Raw genomic sequence first — 19584 nt, forward strand, 5'->3', positions numbered from 1 at the left:
TCACTGTTTCGCGAAAACACCGATTTCACCACATTACACCAAAATATTGCCATATTTAAAACAATCTCATCCGACCTACTCACCTGATAGACTGGCATTTGATTTGCTTAACCGTTACTATTGCTATTCGGTACATGTCGTTCTTTTTGCACGTCATTTTTCCGGCGATACATATGCCCTCCAGGCATTGCCACTCGTAAGGTACAAGATAAAAAGAAAATGGATAAATCGCAGCCATCAACTAACTCAGAGCAGCCCAAAGGGGAATCCTTCATTTCTCAGCAGGCGGGTTTGCCCGAACACTATCATGTTATAAAAGTGTTAGGCGAAGGCGGAATGGGCGAAGTTCTGTTGGCGCAAGATATCCGGCTTAACCGTAAAGTGGCAATAAAGCGCCTCAAAACACAGGCTGCGGGCACCGACGTCTCTCTCTCAGTCGCTGAGGCACAAATTCTTGCCAGGTTAAACCACACACACATAGTTCAGCTTTACGACATAATAACAACCTCAGAGCAGGTTTTTCTGGTCATGGAATATGTCGATGGCACCACGTTGTTTTATCACCAAAAAACTCAGATACTGAGCCTGGAGCAAAAGCTAACCTTGCTGACTCAGATTGCAAATGGTATTGCAGCTGCTCATCAGTGTGGCGTAATACATTGTGACCTAAAGCCCGCCAATATCTTGCTGGATAAGGATCAGCAGATAAAAATTACCGACTTCGGTATTGCCCGCATCACACACGCCCCCCAAGCTGTAACTCACGCTGACACAACACAAAGCCACGCCAGTATGACCGCCACTTCGCCCGAACAGCTCAAAGGCGAAGCACTTTCACCGCAGTCGGACCTATTTGCTTTTGGTGTTCTTGCTTATGAATTGATAAGCACCCGTCACCCTTTTGGTAAAACTCAGTTGCGTGAGCGTATATTACAAGGTAAGCATGACGATGCCGCGGAGATCTTGCCGGCTCTACCTGAACCACTGATTCACCTGTTAAACCAGCTGCTGTCGGTTGACCCTGAAAAACGTCCGACCAATGCCAGACAAGTGGCCAAACGACTTGAGCAAATTCTGATAGCAATCACACAAAACGCTATCATGGAACAAGAAACCGTGCCTTTTGAGCCTGATGTGCCAGCACCAGTTGTTCCTCAGCCACCTCAAACACAGCCAAAGAAGCGCGCTAAATTCCTCGCTATAATTGCTTGTTCCCTGGTGTTTGTAACCGTATTAGTCGCCTGGCTGTTTAGCCAGCCCCCGCAAGAAAAGAGATATGTGCTGGTACTTAAGCCTCAACTCACCCTGACAAAACAGCTCAGTGACGAGCGGACAAAAAGTACCCTTGCCAGCGTCGATCACGCGCTGCGCCAGCTCATCATTGACGGAAAGCATACTGAATTAATTGCGCACCGCCCGGAGGCGGAACACTCTTTGCTCCAGCTGGCAACAACGACAGGGGCAACAGACATAATCAGCACTGAGCTTACCTGCAGTGAACATAGCTGTGAAACAGTCGTAAAACGGCTGGGAGGCGAGAAGTGGACCGTTCAGCAGCAGATCAGCTGGCCAATGGCACTCACCAGTGAAATAGAAAACTTTTATTCCACCCAAGCACAGGCTGTCAAACTGTTTCCTGATCTAACGCCTAACAGCTTGCCTCTCGAAACCGTCAGACAGCAAGATTACCTGAGCTATCTGCAAATTTACCAGGATGTATCTAACCTGGGTGCTTATAACCAGAGTAATCTGGACAAGTTACGGCAGGTGCTGACGAATTCCCCCTACCTGTTTGCGGCCTATGGATTATATAGCGACATAAGCTTAACGGTATACGATCAGACCAAAAGAGAAGAACTACTAACACAACTGCGTGCTACTTTGCGAAATGCACCCGCACGTTACAAGCAAAAAGCCATTTTTAACAAAGAGATGATGCTACTTGCCCTGACCAGCAATGATGAGGCCTTGTTCGAAACGCACCTTGCGCTCGCCCGGGCACGACATTTTAGTGTTTACGACATCGAAGTGATCCTGTCAAAACGGGCCAAGCAGCAAGGCGATCTTAAAGCGGCAATTTCACACCTTCATGAGGCTATGGCACTCAGAAAAAATACGTCTATCATGTTCAACCTTGCAAATACCTACTATCAGAATGGTCAATTTGAGCAGGCATGGCATTATCTTGATGAAGTACTCAGATTGGACCCAGATGACTACTTAGCCAATCAGTTGCTCGCAGACATTCACCTTACTGAGGGTAGAGTTTCAGCGGCAATTGAGCGCTACAAGAAAGTGATCTCGGTAGATGCTCAACCTTTCGACATCAACGCACTGGTACTGTCTTATATGCTTGACGGACAATTCTCAGAAGCATTGTCCGCCGCTAAACCTCTCACGCAAATCGAGAACAATTCTTTGTTTTTACTCAATCTGGCTGACATTGAAAAGCTCAACGGCAACATGGAAAAAGCGGCGTATTTTTATGAGCAGGTAATAGAGAAAAACAAAGCATCTGATGATTTTTATGACCTACTTGATGTTGCTCAGGCTCATGCCCAACTCAGTAACCATGAACAGGCCGTGACAGTACTCAACCAGGCCATAAAACAGTCTCCCGACAATCGCGAGTACGCATTTACAGCAGCCCTTGTATACACTCAGGTGGGCGAGCTTACTTCCGCAATGGTGAACGTAAAATCAGCATTGGAACTTGGCTACGGTGCAGTCTGGTTTAATTTGCCGTGGTTTGAAGCGCTTTGCCAGCGAGATGAATTTAAGCAGATTGTATCAAGCTATCACAAAGCAACGCTTTGTCAGAAGCGTCAACCTAAAAGCTGACGCTCTGTCACCACACAACTGATGATTATGCTGGCTTATCGCGTCGCACGCCAAGACGTGGGTCTTGAGAATAGAAAATTTCGTTAAGCGCACCTGCTGAATTGTTTAGTCTGACAGCAACAAACCTGAAGTCGATTTCATCAAATTTGCCTGCTGCGGATGCCACGCCACTCAGTACATTATTGATAGTCAAAACCAGTGTCTTACCTTGATTCTGAATATCGGTGGTCAGTTTATAATCCTGCGCATCCTGCTCACACGATAGAGAAATACCACTTTGCCAGAAGCGCCAGTCACTATCTGCACAATCTTCCATCTCTACAATGAACACCGCCTGCTGCTTCGAGATCAAAGCACGACGCGCATTCTCTGAAATACCCGGTATGTCGCCCAGATTAAACACCACATCAAGCTGAGTACCTTGGGGAACCGGTTTATATTCGCCACTTTCGCTATCGTAATACTGCAACCCCCAATCTTCAGTAGTCGTTGTCGGGCTGAGTCGAAATAAATAGCTGTCGCTGTTTAGGTCAAAGCTTAAAATTTCATTTTGCATTTTAGTCACTCCTTATTGGTTTTTGCGCTCAACAAGCTTACGCTGAGTTTTTTAAAAACACCAATAAAATCCGATAATTATTAATGCATATAACACAACAAAGTAAACTTCCCCGTTCAACACGCTACATGTAATGTCGGTGTAATGGTTACCAGCAGCAAATCCCTTCATAGTATCAGGCAGTAAAGTTGAATGACTAAGTTGTGACAATGGCTTTTGAACATAAAAAATGCTCAGGTGTATCTGAAAAAGCAATCTATATTACGGGTGTTCAGGTCAGGCCTGACGGTTTGGACGGGGCCAAACTTATTGCTATAGGTGGTGAAAAAGCCTTTCAGGCGCATCTGGATACCACACGGAAAAATTACCCTGCAACAAAGCTGTTACTAAGCCTGTCGCCCGACGATAACGGCCTGCGCTATCTGAGTCAGGACATCAATGGTCGTCAGATATTTTGCCAAAGTGTGGTTGAATTTTTGCAACAATATCAATTGGACGGACTAAATCTGGATGCCGCGTTTTATCATGCCCAACTAGAGACGCAAGCAATCAGTGGGAGTGCCCATTTTCAGAATATTGCCGTCATCTCACCGCATGATTTTGATGCACTCTTCCTGGGTTTGAAATACCAATTTGATCAAGCCGCTGTACTTAACGGGCAAACCTATTTGCTCACACAGATCTCTAACAGTACAGCACCTTTACTAAATCATAGTTATCCGGGCGAACTGGCACCGAGCAGTGACATGGCTGGAGAGATGCTTGCTGCAACCGAAACTTCACCAGACCCAACCCGCCTGAGCAAGGAAGAAGCTGCATCCTTGAGTGGTGGCAGTGCCACAACCAACCTGCGCGGTGTCGTCAGGTATCATGACATACCACTTACCAGCGCGCAGGAACGTGATTACTTCAGGTACAGCCGCTAATTATAAGGTGGATAATTACCTGTGTCCTTGTAGGTTGTCAGCTTGACGCCGCGAGTTCGACCAACGCATTCAGAGCAGCCTGCGCATGTTCGGTTTTAACAAAGAGATGATCATGATAAAAAGCAGCGACCACATTGGCACTGATCCCGTGTTCGGTCAGGCACTGCGCCACAGCTGCAGTCAGCCCTACCGCATCCAGACTGGAGTGCACGCTTAAAGTTAACTGTCGAAAAGGCCCTTCAAACTCAAGCCCATAGGACAGTGCTGTGGCTTTTTCGACTATCAGGGTTAGTCCTTCTTGCTCCCTAAATGTTGCCAACGGATGAAGGGGTGCATACTCTTCAAGACTACCTGGTACACTACAAAAGACAAATTCTTCTGGGTTTAGAACCGGCTCCATCGTTTTAAGAAGCGCCGTCAAATTAACAATGCCTGACATTATTTTATTTCCTTTATTATTTGCTTAGCGAAAGGTACTAGTTCACAGAACCACGCAATTGCGTAAATCGCGCCTTATAATACAGAGCTCTGTCTATATCACCAGCGTCATTATAATATTTTGCGGCAATGTCGAAACACTCTATCAGTCGATTGGTTAACTCTAGTGAAGCAAAGTGCTTTATTGCAATATCAAGCGCAGCAGGCACCTTGTCCCGCGTTGTGGCGATACGCCAAACCAGATTGTGATAAATGACAAAAGACAGCACCTCTATGTTGTTCAGCGCTTTGTCGGCTTTGAGCTTGAACAGTGTCTGGATGTCTTTTTCAGCCTGTAACCAGTCAAGTCTGGATGGTGCATATTGCCAGCCGACCCAGCGATAATAAATGCGCCTTTGCGCATCGTCGGCGAACCGGGTTTGTAATTGTTCTACCAATGCCAGCGCCTGAGCTTGCTGCCCTCTGGCAAATGCCAGCTTACTGCGCATAAAATCAATTGCCGGTTTCAGCTCTGTATGCTCATTTTTATCAAACATCACCGCCTCAGCAATTTTATCTTCGGCTTGTGTTGTGTGTCCCTGGCTAATGTATACCGCAGCTTGCTTGAGCCGGGCCAACCCCATTTGTTGTGGATCATGCCTTCTGCTGGCATAGCGAAACGCATTATCGTAATAACGCAATGCCAGCTGATAATTCCCCTGCTGACGCTGACTGTCTCCTTGCGCCAGCCAGGCCGCCGCTTGGCGTTTGAATCGGGTGACCTGATAATCTCGCTCTGGTGCCGAAGAACATCCTGACAGCCAGAGCATGCAGATCAGAAATAGCCATACCACTTTAATCATGCATTTCTATCTCCCCATTTTTTACCGGGGTACTGATCCCGTCCCTGAACACCGGATGATTATTCAATGCCTCCAGAGTTTTTTCCATCTGTTCAAGCACCTGCTGCACACTATGAACAGTCAGCGCAAACTGTTCACGTTCACCGTGAACATCTTTAAGCATTTGCTGCATTACTGTCAGGTTGGCATTGAGGTTGTGAAGCACTAGGGGTAGCTGACTGTCGGTGATCTCTTTAACAAGCTCGGTGGGCTGACTATAAGTTGTTAACGTGCTTTGTGCCTGCGTTAGCATGCCATCTGTCTTCACCAGCGTTTGGTTTAACTGAGCGAGTAATTGTGGCATTTGGGCAAGCCATACCTGGCTTTGTTTTAGTGTTTTCTCAGCCTCGGGCAACAACTCACTTTCACGCAACTCTTCGCTGACAATCATGATATGGTCACTGATTTTGGCAACCCTATCGAGCGCTCTGAACAAAGAGCCGGCTTCCGGGTTATCCTCTTTTTGCAGGTTCTGTAACAGCTCCTGAATACTGGCCAAAATAGATTCCACATCGTCTTTAGAGCGAGACACGTAACCTGCTGTCAGATACTGCTGGCCCAGTGCACTGTTAATATGGGGTACCAGTGCCCCGGCAGGCAGAGCCACAAAGGGGCCGACTTTATCGGGCTCAGGTAAAATCAGGTCTAATGTCGTGACTTCATCAAAAATGGGGTGTTGCTCACCGGTCAGCAGTGCATACTTGACCACCTTAGTGCTGTATTCCTGAAATACCCAAAACTCCACGTCAATTTCGTTGCTTTGCAAATTTAGCCGGTAATCAACTATGCGGCCTATTTCCATGCCTTTGAAGTATATCGCTGGCAAGGCACTCAGTCCCCGGGCATTATCCAACACTGTTTTGTAGTAAACCTTGTCTGCAAAGGTGTGGTTATTCACTAAGATCATGGTACAAAATGCTGCCAACAACAGCACGCCGGTAAGGCTAAATGCAATCACTATCCTATTGGCATTTTTGGGCTTGTGCTGCATGCGCTCCCCCTGACGCTAATTCTTCCGGTAACCCAAGCTGAAGCTGCTGGTCCGCTAAGCTCACAATCAATTCCTGGCGATTAGAGCAGAGAATTAGGGTTGTTCCTTTTTCCTTAAGGTGCTTAAGTAAGGCCAGTTCATGACGGCACCAGTGTCTGTCGACCTGCGCCATAGGAGCGTCCCAGATCAACGCCTTTGGCTCCATAAGCAAGGCTCTCGCTAACCCAGCCAGAGACGCCAGCCCTGAGGAGAGTCGATCGGTGCGTTGATCCAGATACTGAGTCAGACCAAACTCTTCACAGATCCCGTGCACCTTTTGCAGCTTTTCATCGTGACTCAAACGACTATGGTGGCGATTCAATGGCAGTAGCAGGTTTTCTTCCAGAGTCAGATTAGATATCAATGCTGAGACCTGAAAAATAACCCCCAGGTCACGACGAAAACGCGCATATTGCAGCGCAGTCATTGCTGGCATTGCTATGTCATCAATCAATACAGTCCCTTGCTGAGGCCGGGTAATGTCACAAATGATACTGAATAACAGCGACTTGCCACTACCTGAGCGACCAGTGATCAGCAAGCATTGCCCGCTTTCAACAGTGATGCTGATATTGGCCAGTATGGGTTGTTCAGCCAGGCTGTGACTAATATTCCTAAGTTCTATTTTCATCACCAGTCACTCATCAGTGCAAAGTACAACAAAGTGAACAATACATGGATAATACACAGGGCAATTAATCCACGGCCAACGGCTTTTATGTTTCGTTGCGGCACTTCAGTGATCGCACTTTTGACGGTCAGGCCGTGATAGCTGGCTATCAGGCTAATCATCAACCCCGAGAACGCGACTTTGGCCAGCATAATCACCATATCCAGCCAGTGCAGTTGTGCCATCAGCTTAACAAAGAAAGTGCTCACTGGGATCGAGGCAAACGCGTTACTCACCAGGTAGCCGCCAAAAATGCCGCAGGCAACAAAGTAGCTCATCAACAAGATCAAAGATGCAACCATGCCCAACACCCGGGGCGCAACCAGATATGAAATTGGTGACACCCCCATTGCTATCAGTGCGTCTATTTCCTTACGCACCACCATGTTCCCCAGTTCTGTAGTAATTGCCGTGCCCGAACGAGCCAACACCACAAAACACACAATAAAAGGACCGAGATCTCTCACAATTGTTGATATTAAAATGGCGTAGATCCATTTGACCTGCCCGATAGAAGACAGCAAAGGATAGCCCTGGACAATGATCAATGCCCCGATTAACAAAGCAATCAACATGACCAGCCCAAGGGCTTCAACTCCGGTGAAGCGGATCTGTCGTAATAAGATTTCCAGGCTAATAGAACGGTGGCGGTGAAAGACTAGAAAGTCTGAAACCACATAAGCCGAAAAAGGCAAAAATCCATAATTAATCATTACTGCTCCCTATTGTATTGGTACAACAGACACAGCATGCTCTGGCCCTAATTGATTCAGTTAACTTTAAGCGTAGCAGTAATTTGATGTATTACAGTGAACAAAAAGTGATTACTTAGTGAACTGTGGTTGATGTTGATAATTGGCAGGCAAACTGGGTAACTCAGAGGGGTTTTTCCATCGTATAATTAATCAAAGTGACACCCTGTCTTGCAATTTCGTTGCGTTTTACCATTAAAAAGCCACGCGCTGCAAAAAAGCGACGTGCAGGTTTAGAGGCTTCGACATACAGACGCGTCAGCCCTCGCGTTTTAGCCTGCGCTTCTAACTTACGGTAGAGCGCGCTTGCAATGCCCTGCCCCTGAAACTCAGGGTGCGTATAAGCGCAGTCAATATGCCCATCGTCATCCAGCTCGATAAAACCTGCAATACGTCCGTTTAGCACGGCGACCCAGGGACGCTTTTCAGCCAACCGTTGTGACCAAAATGCATAGTCTGGCGGTGTTGGTGCCCATACGGCTTTTTGCTCCCGGGTACTATGCTCCTCGGCAATGGCGTGTACTGCACTGTGAAATAAGTCTGCAATTTCTCTGGCCCAGCTATCTTGATACCGCTTAATATCCATACAATACTCCGTACTAAAAGCGCCAGTGTACCTCAGGTTTGCACATGATTTAACAGTGATAACAGACCAAACCAGACGCCAGTCATTGCCTGCACTAACCGGGTGAATTCTTCTCGTTTGATGCGGGTCAATGTAACATCAAATGGCTATGCTAGGATAATCACTCTAATCGTGCTCATCTAGTCAGGGATATTGTTATGACAGACATTCACACTCCAGATGCACCAGCCAACCTGCTACAAAAAAAGCGGCTCTGGCTGCAAATAGTGGTTGCGTTGATACTTGGCATCACCATAGGTTTACTACTTTCTCCGCAGGGCATGGCGCTGGTCAGCCAATCGGCAGCAATGGACATTGCTCAATGGGTAGCGCTACCCGGGCGGGTGTTTCTCGCCCTGATCCAAATGGTTGTTATCCCGTTGGTACTTTCCTCGATCATTCTTGGTATCGCAGGTAATAAAGATACCGCGTTTTTAAAAAAAGTTGGGGTCCGCATCTTACCTTACTTTGTTACAACCACTTTCGTCGCGGTCATTCTGGGCCTCGCTGTGGTCTACCTCATTGAACCGGGTAACTATGTCGATAGCGCTCTGTTTAGCGCAATTGCCGATCAGCCTGCACAACTCGTGGCGACCCAAGTAACGCAGACCTCGCTGGCAGATAAAGTGGCGGCCATTATCCCTGCGAATCCAACTCAGTCCACACTGGACAAAGACATGTTCGCCATCGTCATTTATGCCAGCTTTATTGGTATGGCGTTGACGACATTGGCCGCGCAGCGCAAGGCACTGATGATAGATTTTATGGACGGGATCCAGTCTGTTTCATTACAAATTGTGAACTGGGCCATGTTACTGGCTCCCCTTGCAGTGTTTGGTCTGCTGTGTGATATAACGATCCGCATTGGCGTAGATGCGTTAATTGGCGTATCTGCTTATGTCGCCACAGTGTTATTGGGGCTCGCCGGGTTATTACTCATTTATACCCTGGTCGCTTCGTTTGTTGCCAAAGTACACCCCATGGCCTTTTTAAAAGCCATCCGTAGCGCGCAATTGCTCGCATTCTCAACCTCCAGTTCTGCTGCCGTTATGCCATTGTCAATGCGTACAGCCCAGGAGCAACTGGGTGTAAAAAAACCGATAGTGCAATTTATCATACCACTTGGTGCCACCATCAACATGGATGGAACGGCACTTTACCAGGTGGTTGCGGCAATTTTCCTCACTCAGGTGTTCGGTGTGGATTTATCGGTGAATCAGGTGATATTGCTAATTCTCACCACGGTGGGCGCATCCATAGGCTCGCCCAGCACACCTGGGGTCGGCATCGTGATCCTGGCATCTGTACTTGCGACATTTGGCATACCAGCAACTGGCATTGCGCTTATCCTGGGTGTCGACCGTATTCTGGATATGTGCCGTACGGTGATCAACGTTAGTGGTGATCTGACTGCCTGTGTGGTGATGAACCGCTGGTTGAGAAATGAAACATCTTTGGTTGAACGGGTGCAAATAGGCGACGATAAGGTTGTAACCAGTTAAGGTTCAGGGCGCGAGGCTCAAATTATTGCTTATGCGCCCATATTCTCTGCAAGTGAGGTACACATGCTTTGTCTTTACTTGTGACAAGTGCCTCACTTATCAACACATTACTTTCCTTGTAAACTTTCAATCTCCTGCCAGATTGATTCTGCCTCTGCAGTGAGCATCGCATAACCACGAATATCACCATTACGCTGTGCATGCATGGCTTGCTCTAGTTTGGCATCGTAGGCCTTACGCAGCTTTTTGACCGGATCACGTTTTAAGAACTGAAACATTGTTAGATTTTCCTAATGGCAAATTTAACCTGTTAAACGAGCCTCAAACCTCTGCGGATCATCGCATAGTCGGAACTATACCTGCTCAAAGTATTAATAAGCGCCGATAAAGGCCCACTTTTGTACACTGTAATCTGCTGTAATTGCCCTCATGAATGGCATGACCTATAAAGTTCCAGATAATACCGATTCGGACGATCACAACGGCCAACCCCTGATCACCATTCGCGAACCAAAAGGACCAATATCATGACTGAAATTTCGACCATGCCTTTACCAGCGCCTATAAATTGGGACGAAAAAAGTTCGGAAGCAGAACTACATATACTGGGCCTGGATGGCGTGTTTTTAGAAAATCAGCTCAATTTGCTGTGGTATCTCGAGGCTCTGGCAGAGGTATGTTCTGAGGTAAACCTTGCCAGACGCAAAGACATCGCAACTTTTTGGCAGCCCTATTTATACAGAGAGCCCGGATTTACCCTGCAAAATTTCTTTTCTCAATGGTTAACTTATACCCCAACACCGGACAACCCGGGTTTATACATCGAATACTGGGACTATCTGGTCAATACCGAGTCCGGTTTAAAGCTGGCTAATGACGGCTATTTCAGAGGCTGGTTTCGGCAGTTTCTGAACTTTCATGGTGACTGGATAAACAGCACATCCTCAACAGACACATTAAGTGCCTGGATGACATATACAGGCACAGAAGAGCACCCGTTTAATATTGCTCATTATGAGCGCCCGGATCCACATAGCCCACAAGGGGGGTTTCAGTCTTTTAATCAGTTTTTTTTACGTAACCTCAAGCCCGGACAGCGGCCTTTGTGCAACTGTGCAAGTGACAGTGGTGTCGTGATCTCTCCCTGTGACGGTGGCGTGTTTTTTTTAGAGCGCGGCAGCAATGAGCACAACGATAGCCTGGCAAGCAATCGCTACTTGCTACCGGGTAAATCGGGAGATCATTTTAATCTGATTGAAGCTATCCCCGGTTATGGCCGCTGCTTTGTCGGTGGTCCTCTACTTGACATTCTGCTCTGGTTTACCGATTACCACCATTTCCATGCCCCCGTATCCGGCACCGTCATAGAACAGGGTTTGTATGAGGGCTCTTATAATTATGACTTTGACAATTTTAACCCGAGACACCCCTATGATCCGCTGCCACCAAAAAACAGCGACAAAGTTGGTTGGTACCAGAAACTGGGTAAGCATCAGCGTTATGTCTGGGTGATTAAAACACCTGATCTGGGGTTAGTCGCCATGGTTGCGATTGGCTTTTGGGGTGTGGGCAGCATAGTCAACGCCATTAAAACCGGTGAAGACATTGAAAAAGGCCAGTTTATGGGCCACTTTGGCTATGGCGGCTCTTCTATCGTGCTGGCATTTGAGCCAGGCAGGAACTATCAATTTAAAGTAGGCGATCAGCCTGTGCGAGGACCGAATGAACCAACCCTAATGAAGGTAAGAGAATGCCTGGGTCGCGCTGTGCCGCCACTTGAGTGGTAATGGCCAGGGATCAAGATAGATACAAACCCGGGGACTGGATTTGCCTGTTAAGGTAAAACCAACAGTCCCCGACATCCATGCAACAGGTATTGTACTCCACTGGTGTCCTTGCGAGGGAGAGGCTCGCAATAGATGCAGTATTAACCTTGCTTGACCTCTAACATTGCGTCCATACCATAAGCGCCGTAGATATGTTGCATCGCCTTTTCTCTGGCTTCATTGACGGCTTCAATCACTGGATTCAGACCGGTGCCGTCTACCGTTGTTCTGAACGGACGTGCAGAAACTTGCGTCTGCAATAACTGTAATACAGCATCAGCAACCATTTGCGGGCTGGGTGCATTTTCAGCATCGTGACCCTGTTCTGTACCCGCCCACATTTGTTCTGGTGCATCAGCATGTTCACCATAACTTTCAGTTACAGCTTTATCACTGGATCCGGTTTTGATCCCACATCTAAGCAAAGTGGCCCCCAATATTCAGGTGGTATTTGCCAAGCTCGATAAACGGGGTTATGCAAGCCAAATTGAAAGTGGTGAGGTTGATTTTTCAATCAGTGTTATCGAGTCTAGCCACCCTGCTCTGATGGTCACCACCTTGTATAAAGACGACTATGTGTCCGTAGTAAGGCAAGATCACCCTTGTCTGGGTTCTGTACTCGACCTGGCCAGTTACTGCCGCTATCCGCATATTCTGGCGGGCACTGGTAAAGATATTCGGGGAACCGTGGACGACGCGCTGGACAAACTGGGACATACCCGCAAAGTTCAATATAAAGTGGCTAACTTCTCAAGTGCCCCATACATTGTCGAAACCAGTGATGCCATATTCACAGCACCACGCAAATTCATTGAGGCAGTGAGTGCCAAGTTCAACATTGCAGTGTTTGAGCCGCCGCTGTCAGTCCCGCCGTTTTCGATGAAAATGTACTGGGATATTCGCAACAAAGACGATCAGGCAAGTCGGTGGTTCAGACAGGAAATCATCTCCGTCGCGCGTCAAACACGCTCCTAGACGATGCAAGTATTTGCTCAGCTAAAAAGGTGCTAATCCGATTAATTTTATAGGCAAATACCTGGCTTGAAGCCAATATTCCCGTAATAGCTTGTAATGGTTTAGTGGGTATATTTGGTCCATTATTTTTGCATACCGTTATCACTCGCACTCCCCCGGCTCATACAGCAGGGAGTATGCGCGTGACCTTTGAATTAACCCGTCGAAATGACATCGACATATCACTCCCATCAGAGCCTGTTGTTAATGTTCGGCGCAAAAATAAGGACTGTGCAATGACTAGCAAGACCCAACAATCATCCGTTCGCCCCTACCCCGAACTGAAAGGCAACGAACCCACGGTACCCCAGTTCGGAATACTCGATAAACTTCATGGCACCTGGGTTAACTGGAAAGGCGGCCCTAAAGGCTTGCACACTACGCCTATGCCCTCTCCCGGTACTTCATCAGAAACCGTATTTGGGGTTTTTCATTTCAAATCGCAGCAATACCGGGAGCAGCTAACCTTTTCAAAGGTAAACGCACCGGTTCGCAACCGTGCAGGCTCTAATGAACAATTTAATGGCCCGGTCAAATACGAAACAGCCATCATAGATAACAACAACGATCTGCAACATTTTGAGAACGGCATGTACTTATGGTTGGGCGATAACACTATGCCATGGGAAGAAAATGGTCAGTATCAAAACCCGCGTACTATGTTCTCTCGCCCTTCAACCGCTGCAACCGTTGATGAAGACGGCGGCGTTCCGGTCATTGGCCCTGGCGAACAAGGTCCTCAATTTGTTCCACCTCACTCCATTTCTCGCTCAGGAGTGATCCCCCACGGCACCACCATTCACCTGACAGGCAACGTCACCCATTTTGATCAGAACCAGAAACCCAAGCCACCTGAAAGACCTGAAATAGCAAAGCTTTGGGAGCAACCCTACCTGTCTATCTCTCCGACTATGGGTATAGATCCCGAACGCGACCTGATCCCGGGCAGTCTGAAAAAGCCAGACTGGACGACCAAACCACGGGACGAGCAAATAGACTACCTTGGCCAACCTGAGGCGCATCAGGGGGTAAACAGTGCCCGCGCCTATTTCCTGAATATCTTTAACTACAATAAATATGGTGCCAAGTTCCCCTATACAGTTCAGCCAAATCTGTTGCTTTCAGAGTTCAATGAGGGATTAAACTTCAAAAGCTATGATCTGATCGAATTAGACAGCCAGCATGATACTGGGGTACAGGGTGCAACGGTCAATAATGTCATGATTGAGCGCTACTGTCGTGTGGTTCGCATGCGCCATCGCATGTGGCTGGAGCGCATCGAACTGGAAAATGGAAAAGAGATAGATCAGTTGCAGTACGAGCAAATCGTGGATTTTGAGTTTATGTTTGGTGCCAGTGGTGAAACCACTCAGTGGCCGCATATTCAGGTCAACACATTGCGACGTTTGGAAGATATCCCTGACGAGGATCAATATGAAGCTATCAAGCTGCCAGAAGAAGATGAACCCGTTGCCAAACCCAAAGCCCGGGTACATTGCATGAACCATAAAGCGAAATAAAGCAACCAGACTGAGTGCAACTTCTGTCAGAGCAAAAGCTTGCAGTAGTCGCACTTATCTAATCATGGTCGCTTTTTGGTGTCTCTCAAACATAATGCAGGCAGCACAATCTGCGATAAATGCTGATGTCCTGCCTCTCACAACAGAGGTTTTTTGCAAAAACGCGGGTATCAAGTCGCCGGCGCTGTGTTTTTCGAGACTTATTTGCTGATGCCGATCCAGTTGAAAAAATCCCTAGATGCGTTATCAATGCATCGCTGTTTCTTTTCTTCCCAGTCTTGGTTAATTATTTGCCTGGAGCGTTCAACAAGTGCTTTAGTTTTCATACCTATCATCTTACCGGGTTGAGCAGGGTAAGGTCCGTTACCCTTTTGGCACTTCCCCTCCCCACAATCAAGATTATTGGATGAGCACAACGAAAAATAATAAGCAAAAAGAACTAAATTGGCACACATACTGCTTATCCATGTCGGCTGTTCAACCTGACAGCACTAAACCAAGTCTGTGGTTTTCAACACAAACGCAGACAATTCATTTTTTCCTAAGGAGTAGAGTAAAATGAAACAACTTTTAATTTCCAGCGCCCTGTTGGTTTGTGGTACTTTTTGTTTTTCTTCTCATGCCAGCAATTTAGACCCTCAGCTTCAGGCTAAGCTGGACGAAGCTTACTATCTTTACGATTCCGGGCACTACCAGGAAGCACTGGACAATGTTCACTGGTTGGTCGCAAAAGGCGTGGCGCTCGATCACGATTTTTATGGCTACCGGCTGGGTATCGTTTTTCCACTTTGGCGTAACCTGGCGCAGGATTTTGAGCCAGCTCGCATCAGTTTTAATCAGCTACTTGAGTCCAGTGTCGAAGACGCCGTTAACTCGCCACAGAACTGTTCAGCTTTTGACGATGCTCGCTCGCTGCTGAGGCTTCAGCATCGAGTTACCGATATCATCTCTGTGCTGGAGGAAAAAGAAGCGACATATCCTCAGGTGTGGTCTCGTTGCTGGGATGATACGGCCACACTTGACGCTGTGGAGTTGACGTCTAAGCCGCTAATTGATGCCTATGTTGGCGATTTATCTGATCACTTTGCTGCACACTATATCCCTAGAATTGAGCAATATTACAGCCAATGTTCAAAAGATGAGGATTATCGCGAGGCATGTCAGGAAGGAGTAAAAGAACACCTAAATGCAGTCTCATATGCATTTCGACACGCGGCCATGACCCATTACGGCCTGAATGAGGCGGGTCAGGTCGGGACACTGACCCTTGCACTTCTATTGAAGTGGCAAGAACAAGGCAACTAAACCCGCTCTTCTTTCCTATAAGAGGCAATTAATTGCCTCTTTTTACAAGCATTTTTCGGGCTGTCAGATTTATCCTACTCTTGCATCGCCAACTCATCGCTTTTCTAACACCTCGATCATCGCCTCAGCCACTGCCACCGAGGATAAGTAGTTCTGTCCGGTGATCAGTCGTCCATCTATTTCTACAAAGGGTTTGTTGCGCTCACCATGGCGAAAATCTCCACCTCGCGCTTCAATACGCTCGCCAATCATAAATGGAAATTCTTTCAGGTACTCAGCCCCGGCACGTTCAAAAGATTCGGGGTAGCCACTGACACGTCTGTTGGCGACCAGATATTCTCCGTTGCTCAATTTCAGATTGACAATACCGGCTGTACCATGACAGACCGAAGAAACAATGCCGTTATTCTGCTCATAAACCGTCATCGCAATAGCCTGAACTTCGGGATGTTCTGCAACCTCATACATAGCATTGCTGCCACCAAGGTAATGGACCGCTTGATATTCAGAGGCATTCACTTCCTCTGGTGCAAAGCTGTTGCCTATCGCGTACATAAATTCGGGATCGTAAAGATACTGCTTATGAATTGGAATTGACGTATTCACATAAGCCAGGCTTAACGCTCCACCTCGGGTACTCATAAAATCTACTTCATACCCGGCTTTGATGAATGTGTCGTAGGCATAGACAAGCTCAGAAAAACTGGTCCCGGCTGGTAAGTCACTGTCACCATGAAAGCTGGCACTGGATGCAATGAAGAGAATTTTTTTATTTTTATACTGAGCACTTTGGTCCGTTGCTGTCTTACTCACAATCTGCCATTTCCCTGCAATCTGTTTAAGCAAGACATGATCTATATATGCCTGGTAAGGAGGTGCTACCGTAATTTTCAGCCGAGCCATGGCGATATCACCATCGATTTTCACAGAGAGTATCTTGCCCCGACGGTTGCGATTGTTCAGCGGCTTAAACCAGCTACTGTATTGCGCCATCGATACCGTCCAGAAGGGTTTGGTGTCATGAGATAACAGTAGCTGAGCCTGCGGATGAAAGGCATTTTTGATTTGGGCAGGCTGCCCCGTTTCAGTTCCCTTTAAATAGTCATTTAAAGCACGTAAAACGCCAGCCTCATCATCAGCCAGACTACTGCCACAAAATAGCAGGCATAGCAAGATTAGCAGGTGTCTTAAAAGAGTTTTCATGGTGTTTCTCCGGTTAACTTGATGTCACCTCACCATAAAACATAACCTTAAAAAACAAGCTCCTGAATTATAATCTAAGTGTTCAGAATGATAATTTGACAGACTTTGCACGAAACTGATTGGGAGTTTGACCACATTGCTTTTTAAACGCCGTATAAAATGTCGAGCTGGCGTTAAAGCCACACTGTTCAGCAACCTGCTCAACTGTCATGTTCTGCTCCTGTATTAACAGTTTCTGAGCGTGCTTTACTCGATAGCCATTAAGATATTGATTGAAGTTACAACCGTGTTGTTGATTCAAATGTTGAGACAATTTTGTATGGCTAACACCCAAACGTTTGGCTAACCTGGGTAAGGACATAGAAGGGTCCGTGAATAGCTGCTGCTCATTCATCAAGCTCTCTAGCATCGCGGAAATTTCCGCACTCTGTTGTGGTGAAATAACCTGTGCCGCGTATTTTTCTTTGCCTCTGCTCTGCCCAGAAAAAACCACAATGCTGAGATACAACACCATAGAGAATGACAAAGCGCCCACAATGTAAGACGTATAGGCTGAGGTAAAATAGGCAAACCAGATAAGTGCGCCGCCACTAAGCGCGATAAAAGGCAAGTCGCGCCATACAGGGAGGTCCGGATGCGATTTTAACTCGGCCAGTTTGTGCCGGTACACCCAAGCCGACACCAAAAGGTAACCAAGCCAGACATAACTTGAGCCGCGATACACCCAGGTTTGCCACAATTCAGGATAACTTTGATACGGGTATATCACGCAAACGAGGGCAACCAAAACAAGCCACAATGCAAAATGCCCGCGCAGTAGCCAGCGAGCTTTGTTTGGGTAAAGGCTACGAAAACAAAACGAAAAAAGGCTCGGTCCAATCAAACAGCAGGCACTCAGCCCCAGCTGCAAAAAGTCTTTGCTCAGCCCGGGACTAAAGTAAAACGCAACCGATTTGCCAATCCGAATACTCAGCATAATCAACAGCAAAGACAGCCAGGGAGCTGCGGCAATTTCCCTGCGTTTATGATAAACCCAGGCAGCCAGTAAAACGCCATTAAATGCCCCAAGTGAGGCGAAGAAAAACAGAAAGTAGCGCGAAAATTCCATTACGATATTGTTTTAATCACAGACCCCTGCACTATCGCATATCAACATGGCTGAGCCAAGCGCGAGAGGGCCTCAGCGTACCCGATATCGTCAGGCTCATCACTCACCCCCCCTTGTTCTCTTCCTGCTCTATCACCTGGATGGTTCTTTCTACAAACCTTTTATAAGCTGTGTCTGGTAAAAACGGAACCTTGCCTTGCACATTAAATCTGGCGACAATTTTCTTACTCTCATTCTCTGCCATAATTTTCTCAACACTGTAGCCTTTTTTTCTGAACACACGTACGGTCTCCACCCACAGGAGCGTATTGGCTCTGAATTCACGCAGTGACGCTTTATTTGACACAGCGCCATGCCCGGGAATGATCACACTCTTCTCGTCCCCGATTTGCAAAATGATCTCGATGGCATCTTTAAAGCCCTGCACCCCACCCGCATAAAAGGTGGGATGCCAGCTGGTATCAAACACATCCGACAAAAATCGTGTTACTATGATTAAGCATAAATTAGAGTTAACATCTAGCTTCTATTTGACCAAAGGAATGAAGCCTGATGAACAGCGTACTCTTGTTTTTAATTTGCGTACTGAGCTGCTCGCTCGCCTATGCAAAAAGTGAGGTTCACTCTGCACCATTAGAGTTTGCCCACACTCTGACATTTAACTCTCAGATACTGAAACAGAATCGCTCAGTAAACGTCTATTTACCAGCAGAATATCAAAAAAATACACAACAAACCTACCCGGTTATTTATCTGCTGGACGGTTCAAAAGATGAAGACTTTATTCACATTGCCGGATTGGTACAATTTGCCAACTTTCCCTGGCTAAACTTTCTTCCACCCAGCATTGTTGTGGGTATTAGTAACCAAGACAGAAAACGGGATTTCACCACCCAAAGTAACAATGCTCTGGATAAACGTGACCTGCCGACCCACGGTGGCGCTAAATCATTTATTGCATTTCTGGAGAATGAACTCCGACCAATGATAGATAAGCGTTACCGCACCAACCAATCAGATACCCTTATCGGTCAATCGTTGGGGGGCTTACTCGCCAGTGAAATTCTGTTTCATCACACGTCACTGTTTGATCACTATGTCATTGTCAGTCCCAGCTTGTGGTGGAACAACGAGTCTTTACTCGCCAGTAAATTCGCCCCCACTAGTCTGCCAAAGTCTGTTTACATTGCGGTAGGTAAAGAAGGTGACGTAATGGAACGTGTTGCGAAACAGCTACACGATAAAATAGCCACTCAACTTAAGGGCAAAAGCCAGTTACATTTTCGTTATTTTGAAGAACTGGATCACGGAGATACCCTACACCTGGCGGTGTACGACGCATTTAAACAAGTTGAGTATAAATAGATGAAACACAGGCCCATGTTCA

Annotated in this window: 20 protein-coding genes; 8 read left to right on the forward strand and 12 right to left on the reverse strand. The window is 46.9% G+C overall.

Annotated elements, in window-relative coordinates; all coding sequences use genetic code 11:
• The first annotated feature begins 219 nt into the window (after window positions 1-219).
• Window positions 220-2841, forward strand: a complete 2622-nt coding sequence (locus CWB99_RS21900; RefSeq protein WP_138551450.1) for a serine/threonine-protein kinase — start codon at window positions 220-222, stop codon at window positions 2839-2841.
• 25 nt (window positions 2842-2866) lie between these two features.
• Here the strand turns inward: CWB99_RS21900 and CWB99_RS21905 are convergent, their stop codons facing one another.
• The gene (locus CWB99_RS21905; RefSeq protein WP_138551449.1) at window positions 2867-3397 is read right to left on the reverse strand and encodes a hypothetical protein; all 531 of its coding nucleotides are present in this window, start codon (window positions 3395-3397) and stop codon (window positions 2867-2869) included.
• A gap of 209 nt (window positions 3398-3606) precedes the next feature.
• Here CWB99_RS21905 and CWB99_RS21910 point away from each other — a divergent pair, with 209 nt between their 5' ends.
• Window positions 3607-4323 carry a glycosyl hydrolase family 18 protein gene (locus tag CWB99_RS21910; RefSeq protein ID WP_138551448.1) on the forward strand — a complete coding sequence of 239 codons (717 nt, stop codon included), beginning with the start codon at window positions 3607-3609 and terminating at the stop codon, window positions 4321-4323.
• Between the two features lie 37 nt (window positions 4324-4360).
• Here CWB99_RS21910 and CWB99_RS21915 read toward each other — a convergent pair whose 3' ends face one another.
• The 6 genes from CWB99_RS21915 to CWB99_RS21940 form a co-directional block, all read right to left on the reverse strand.
• The gene (locus CWB99_RS21915; RefSeq protein ID WP_138551447.1) at window positions 4361-4762 is read right to left on the reverse strand and encodes an ACT domain-containing protein; all 402 of its coding nucleotides are present in this window, start codon (window positions 4760-4762) and stop codon (window positions 4361-4363) included.
• A gap of 37 nt (window positions 4763-4799) precedes the next feature.
• On the reverse strand, window positions 4800-5603 hold the full coding sequence (locus CWB99_RS21920) for a tetratricopeptide repeat protein (protein ID WP_138551446.1): 804 nt from the start codon (window positions 5601-5603) through the stop codon (window positions 4800-4802).
• On the reverse strand, window positions 5596-6633 hold the full coding sequence (locus CWB99_RS21925) for an MlaD family protein (protein ID WP_138551445.1): 1038 nt from the start codon (window positions 6631-6633) through the stop codon (window positions 5596-5598). Before CWB99_RS21925 ends, CWB99_RS21920 begins: the two co-directional genes overlap by 8 nt.
• Complete coding sequence (locus tag CWB99_RS21930) at window positions 6605-7303, reverse strand: ATP-binding cassette domain-containing protein (protein ID WP_138551444.1); 699 nt, start codon at window positions 7301-7303, stop codon at window positions 6605-6607. The genes CWB99_RS21925 and CWB99_RS21930 overlap by 29 nt, the downstream gene beginning before the upstream one ends.
• Complete coding sequence (locus CWB99_RS21935; RefSeq protein ID WP_138543662.1) at window positions 7303-8055, reverse strand: ABC transporter permease; 753 nt, start codon at window positions 8053-8055, stop codon at window positions 7303-7305. The genes CWB99_RS21930 and CWB99_RS21935 overlap by 1 nt, the downstream gene beginning before the upstream one ends.
• Before the next feature lie 163 nt (window positions 8056-8218).
• Window positions 8219-8680, reverse strand: a complete 462-nt coding sequence (locus tag CWB99_RS21940; RefSeq protein WP_138551443.1) for a GNAT family N-acetyltransferase — start codon at window positions 8678-8680, stop codon at window positions 8219-8221.
• Window positions 8681-8877: 197 nt separating this feature from the next.
• Here CWB99_RS21940 and CWB99_RS21945 point away from each other — a divergent pair, with 197 nt between their 5' ends.
• On the forward strand, window positions 8878-10221 hold the full coding sequence (locus CWB99_RS21945) for a dicarboxylate/amino acid:cation symporter (protein WP_138551442.1): 1344 nt from the start codon (window positions 8878-8880) through the stop codon (window positions 10219-10221).
• Between the two features lie 107 nt (window positions 10222-10328).
• On the opposite strand, the gene CWB99_RS21950 is transcribed toward CWB99_RS21945, so the two are convergent.
• A complete protein-coding gene (locus tag CWB99_RS21950) occupies window positions 10329-10499 on the reverse strand; it encodes a DUF6435 family protein (RefSeq protein WP_138551441.1) in 171 nt (56 codons plus the stop codon).
• A 249-nt stretch (window positions 10500-10748) separates the two neighbouring features.
• Here CWB99_RS21950 and CWB99_RS21955 point away from each other — a divergent pair, with 249 nt between their 5' ends.
• Window positions 10749-12008 carry a phosphatidylserine decarboxylase gene (locus tag CWB99_RS21955; protein ID WP_138551440.1) on the forward strand — a complete coding sequence of 420 codons (1260 nt, stop codon included), beginning with the start codon at window positions 10749-10751 and terminating at the stop codon, window positions 12006-12008.
• Window positions 12009-12148: 140 nt separating this feature from the next.
• On the opposite strand, the gene CWB99_RS21960 is transcribed toward CWB99_RS21955, so the two are convergent.
• The gene (locus tag CWB99_RS21960) at window positions 12149-12472 is read right to left on the reverse strand and encodes a hypothetical protein (RefSeq protein ID WP_212748536.1); all 324 of its coding nucleotides are present in this window, start codon (window positions 12470-12472) and stop codon (window positions 12149-12151) included.
• Between CWB99_RS21960 and CWB99_RS21965 the strand changes: the two genes are divergently transcribed.
• The 3 genes from CWB99_RS21965 to CWB99_RS21975 all read left to right on the forward strand — a co-directional run bounded on the left by CWB99_RS21965 (window position 12453) and on the right by CWB99_RS21975 (window position 15886).
• Entirely contained in the window at window positions 12453-13022 is a 570-nt protein-coding gene (locus CWB99_RS21965; protein ID WP_249332051.1) for a LysR substrate-binding domain-containing protein, read from the forward strand. The genes CWB99_RS21960 and CWB99_RS21965 overlap by 20 nt on opposite strands.
• 275 nt (window positions 13023-13297) lie before the next feature.
• Window positions 13298-14581: a peroxidase, FMP-type gene (locus CWB99_RS21970; protein ID WP_138551439.1), complete on the forward strand. Its 1284-nt coding sequence runs from the start codon at window positions 13298-13300 to the stop codon at window positions 14579-14581.
• Window positions 14582-15139: 558 nt separating this feature from the next.
• Window positions 15140-15886, forward strand: a complete 747-nt coding sequence (locus CWB99_RS21975; RefSeq protein ID WP_138551438.1) for a hypothetical protein — start codon at window positions 15140-15142, stop codon at window positions 15884-15886.
• 93 nt (window positions 15887-15979) lie between these two features.
• Here the strand turns inward: CWB99_RS21975 and CWB99_RS21980 are convergent, their stop codons facing one another.
• The 3 genes from CWB99_RS21980 to CWB99_RS21990 form a co-directional block, all read right to left on the reverse strand.
• Window positions 15980-17089 carry a nuclear transport factor 2 family protein gene (locus CWB99_RS21980; protein WP_138551437.1) on the reverse strand — a complete coding sequence of 370 codons (1110 nt, stop codon included), beginning with the start codon at window positions 17087-17089 and terminating at the stop codon, window positions 15980-15982.
• Window positions 17090-17171: 82 nt separating this feature from the next.
• Window positions 17172-18197 carry a helix-turn-helix domain-containing protein gene (locus CWB99_RS21985; protein WP_138551436.1) on the reverse strand — a complete coding sequence of 342 codons (1026 nt, stop codon included), beginning with the start codon at window positions 18195-18197 and terminating at the stop codon, window positions 17172-17174.
• Between the two features lie 103 nt (window positions 18198-18300).
• Complete coding sequence (locus CWB99_RS21990; RefSeq protein ID WP_138551435.1) at window positions 18301-18675, reverse strand: hypothetical protein; 375 nt, start codon at window positions 18673-18675, stop codon at window positions 18301-18303.
• A 74-nt stretch (window positions 18676-18749) separates the two neighbouring features.
• On the opposite strand from CWB99_RS21990, the gene CWB99_RS21995 reads away from it, so the two are divergent.
• Window positions 18750-19562 (forward strand): alpha/beta hydrolase, encoded by an 813-nt coding sequence (locus tag CWB99_RS21995; RefSeq protein ID WP_138551434.1) that lies wholly within the window; start codon window positions 18750-18752, stop codon window positions 19560-19562.
• Window positions 19563-19584: the final 22 nt, after the last annotated feature.

Source organism: Pseudoalteromonas rubra (assembly GCF_005887095.1).
GTDB classification, from domain to species: domain Bacteria; phylum Pseudomonadota; class Gammaproteobacteria; order Enterobacterales; family Alteromonadaceae; genus Pseudoalteromonas; species Pseudoalteromonas rubra_E.

What these genes read in the sequence shown, in the direction of transcription:
- CWB99_RS21950 (WP_138551441.1), bottom strand. Translation starts at nt 10,499, where the DNA reads ATGTTTCAGTTCTTAAAACGTGATCCGGTCAAAAAGCTGCGTAAGGCC.
- CWB99_RS21930 (WP_138551444.1), bottom strand. Translation starts at nt 7,303, where the DNA reads ATGAAAATAGAACTTAGGAATATTAGTCACAGCCTGGCTGAACAACCC.
- CWB99_RS21970 (WP_138551439.1), top strand. Translation starts at nt 13,298, where the DNA reads ATGACTAGCAAGACCCAACAATCATCCGTTCGCCCCTACCCCGAACTG.
- CWB99_RS21925 (WP_138551445.1), bottom strand. Translation starts at nt 6,633, where the DNA reads ATGCAGCACAAGCCCAAAAATGCCAATAGGATAGTGATTGCATTTAGC.
- CWB99_RS21945 (WP_138551442.1), top strand. Translation starts at nt 8,878, where the DNA reads ATGACAGACATTCACACTCCAGATGCACCAGCCAACCTGCTACAAAAA.
- CWB99_RS21900 (WP_138551450.1), top strand. Translation starts at nt 220, where the DNA reads ATGGATAAATCGCAGCCATCAACTAACTCAGAGCAGCCCAAAGGGGAA.
- CWB99_RS21915 (WP_138551447.1), bottom strand. Translation starts at nt 4,762, where the DNA reads ATGTCAGGCATTGTTAATTTGACGGCGCTTCTTAAAACGATGGAGCCG.
- CWB99_RS21995 (WP_138551434.1), top strand. Translation starts at nt 18,750, where the DNA reads ATGAACAGCGTACTCTTGTTTTTAATTTGCGTACTGAGCTGCTCGCTC.
- CWB99_RS21975 (WP_138551438.1), top strand. Translation starts at nt 15,140, where the DNA reads ATGAAACAACTTTTAATTTCCAGCGCCCTGTTGGTTTGTGGTACTTTT.
- CWB99_RS21920 (WP_138551446.1), bottom strand. Translation starts at nt 5,603, where the DNA reads ATGATTAAAGTGGTATGGCTATTTCTGATCTGCATGCTCTGGCTGTCA.
- CWB99_RS21955 (WP_138551440.1), top strand. Translation starts at nt 10,749, where the DNA reads ATGACTGAAATTTCGACCATGCCTTTACCAGCGCCTATAAATTGGGAC.
- CWB99_RS21910 (WP_138551448.1), top strand. Translation starts at nt 3,607, where the DNA reads ATGGCTTTTGAACATAAAAAATGCTCAGGTGTATCTGAAAAAGCAATC.
- CWB99_RS21985 (WP_138551436.1), bottom strand. Translation starts at nt 18,197, where the DNA reads ATGGAATTTTCGCGCTACTTTCTGTTTTTCTTCGCCTCACTTGGGGCA.
- CWB99_RS21940 (WP_138551443.1), bottom strand. Translation starts at nt 8,680, where the DNA reads ATGGATATTAAGCGGTATCAAGATAGCTGGGCCAGAGAAATTGCAGAC.
- CWB99_RS21905 (WP_138551449.1), bottom strand. Translation starts at nt 3,397, where the DNA reads ATGCAAAATGAAATTTTAAGCTTTGACCTAAACAGCGACAGCTATTTA.
- CWB99_RS21980 (WP_138551437.1), bottom strand. Translation starts at nt 17,089, where the DNA reads ATGAAAACTCTTTTAAGACACCTGCTAATCTTGCTATGCCTGCTATTT.
- CWB99_RS21935 (WP_138543662.1), bottom strand. Translation starts at nt 8,055, where the DNA reads ATGATTAATTATGGATTTTTGCCTTTTTCGGCTTATGTGGTTTCAGAC.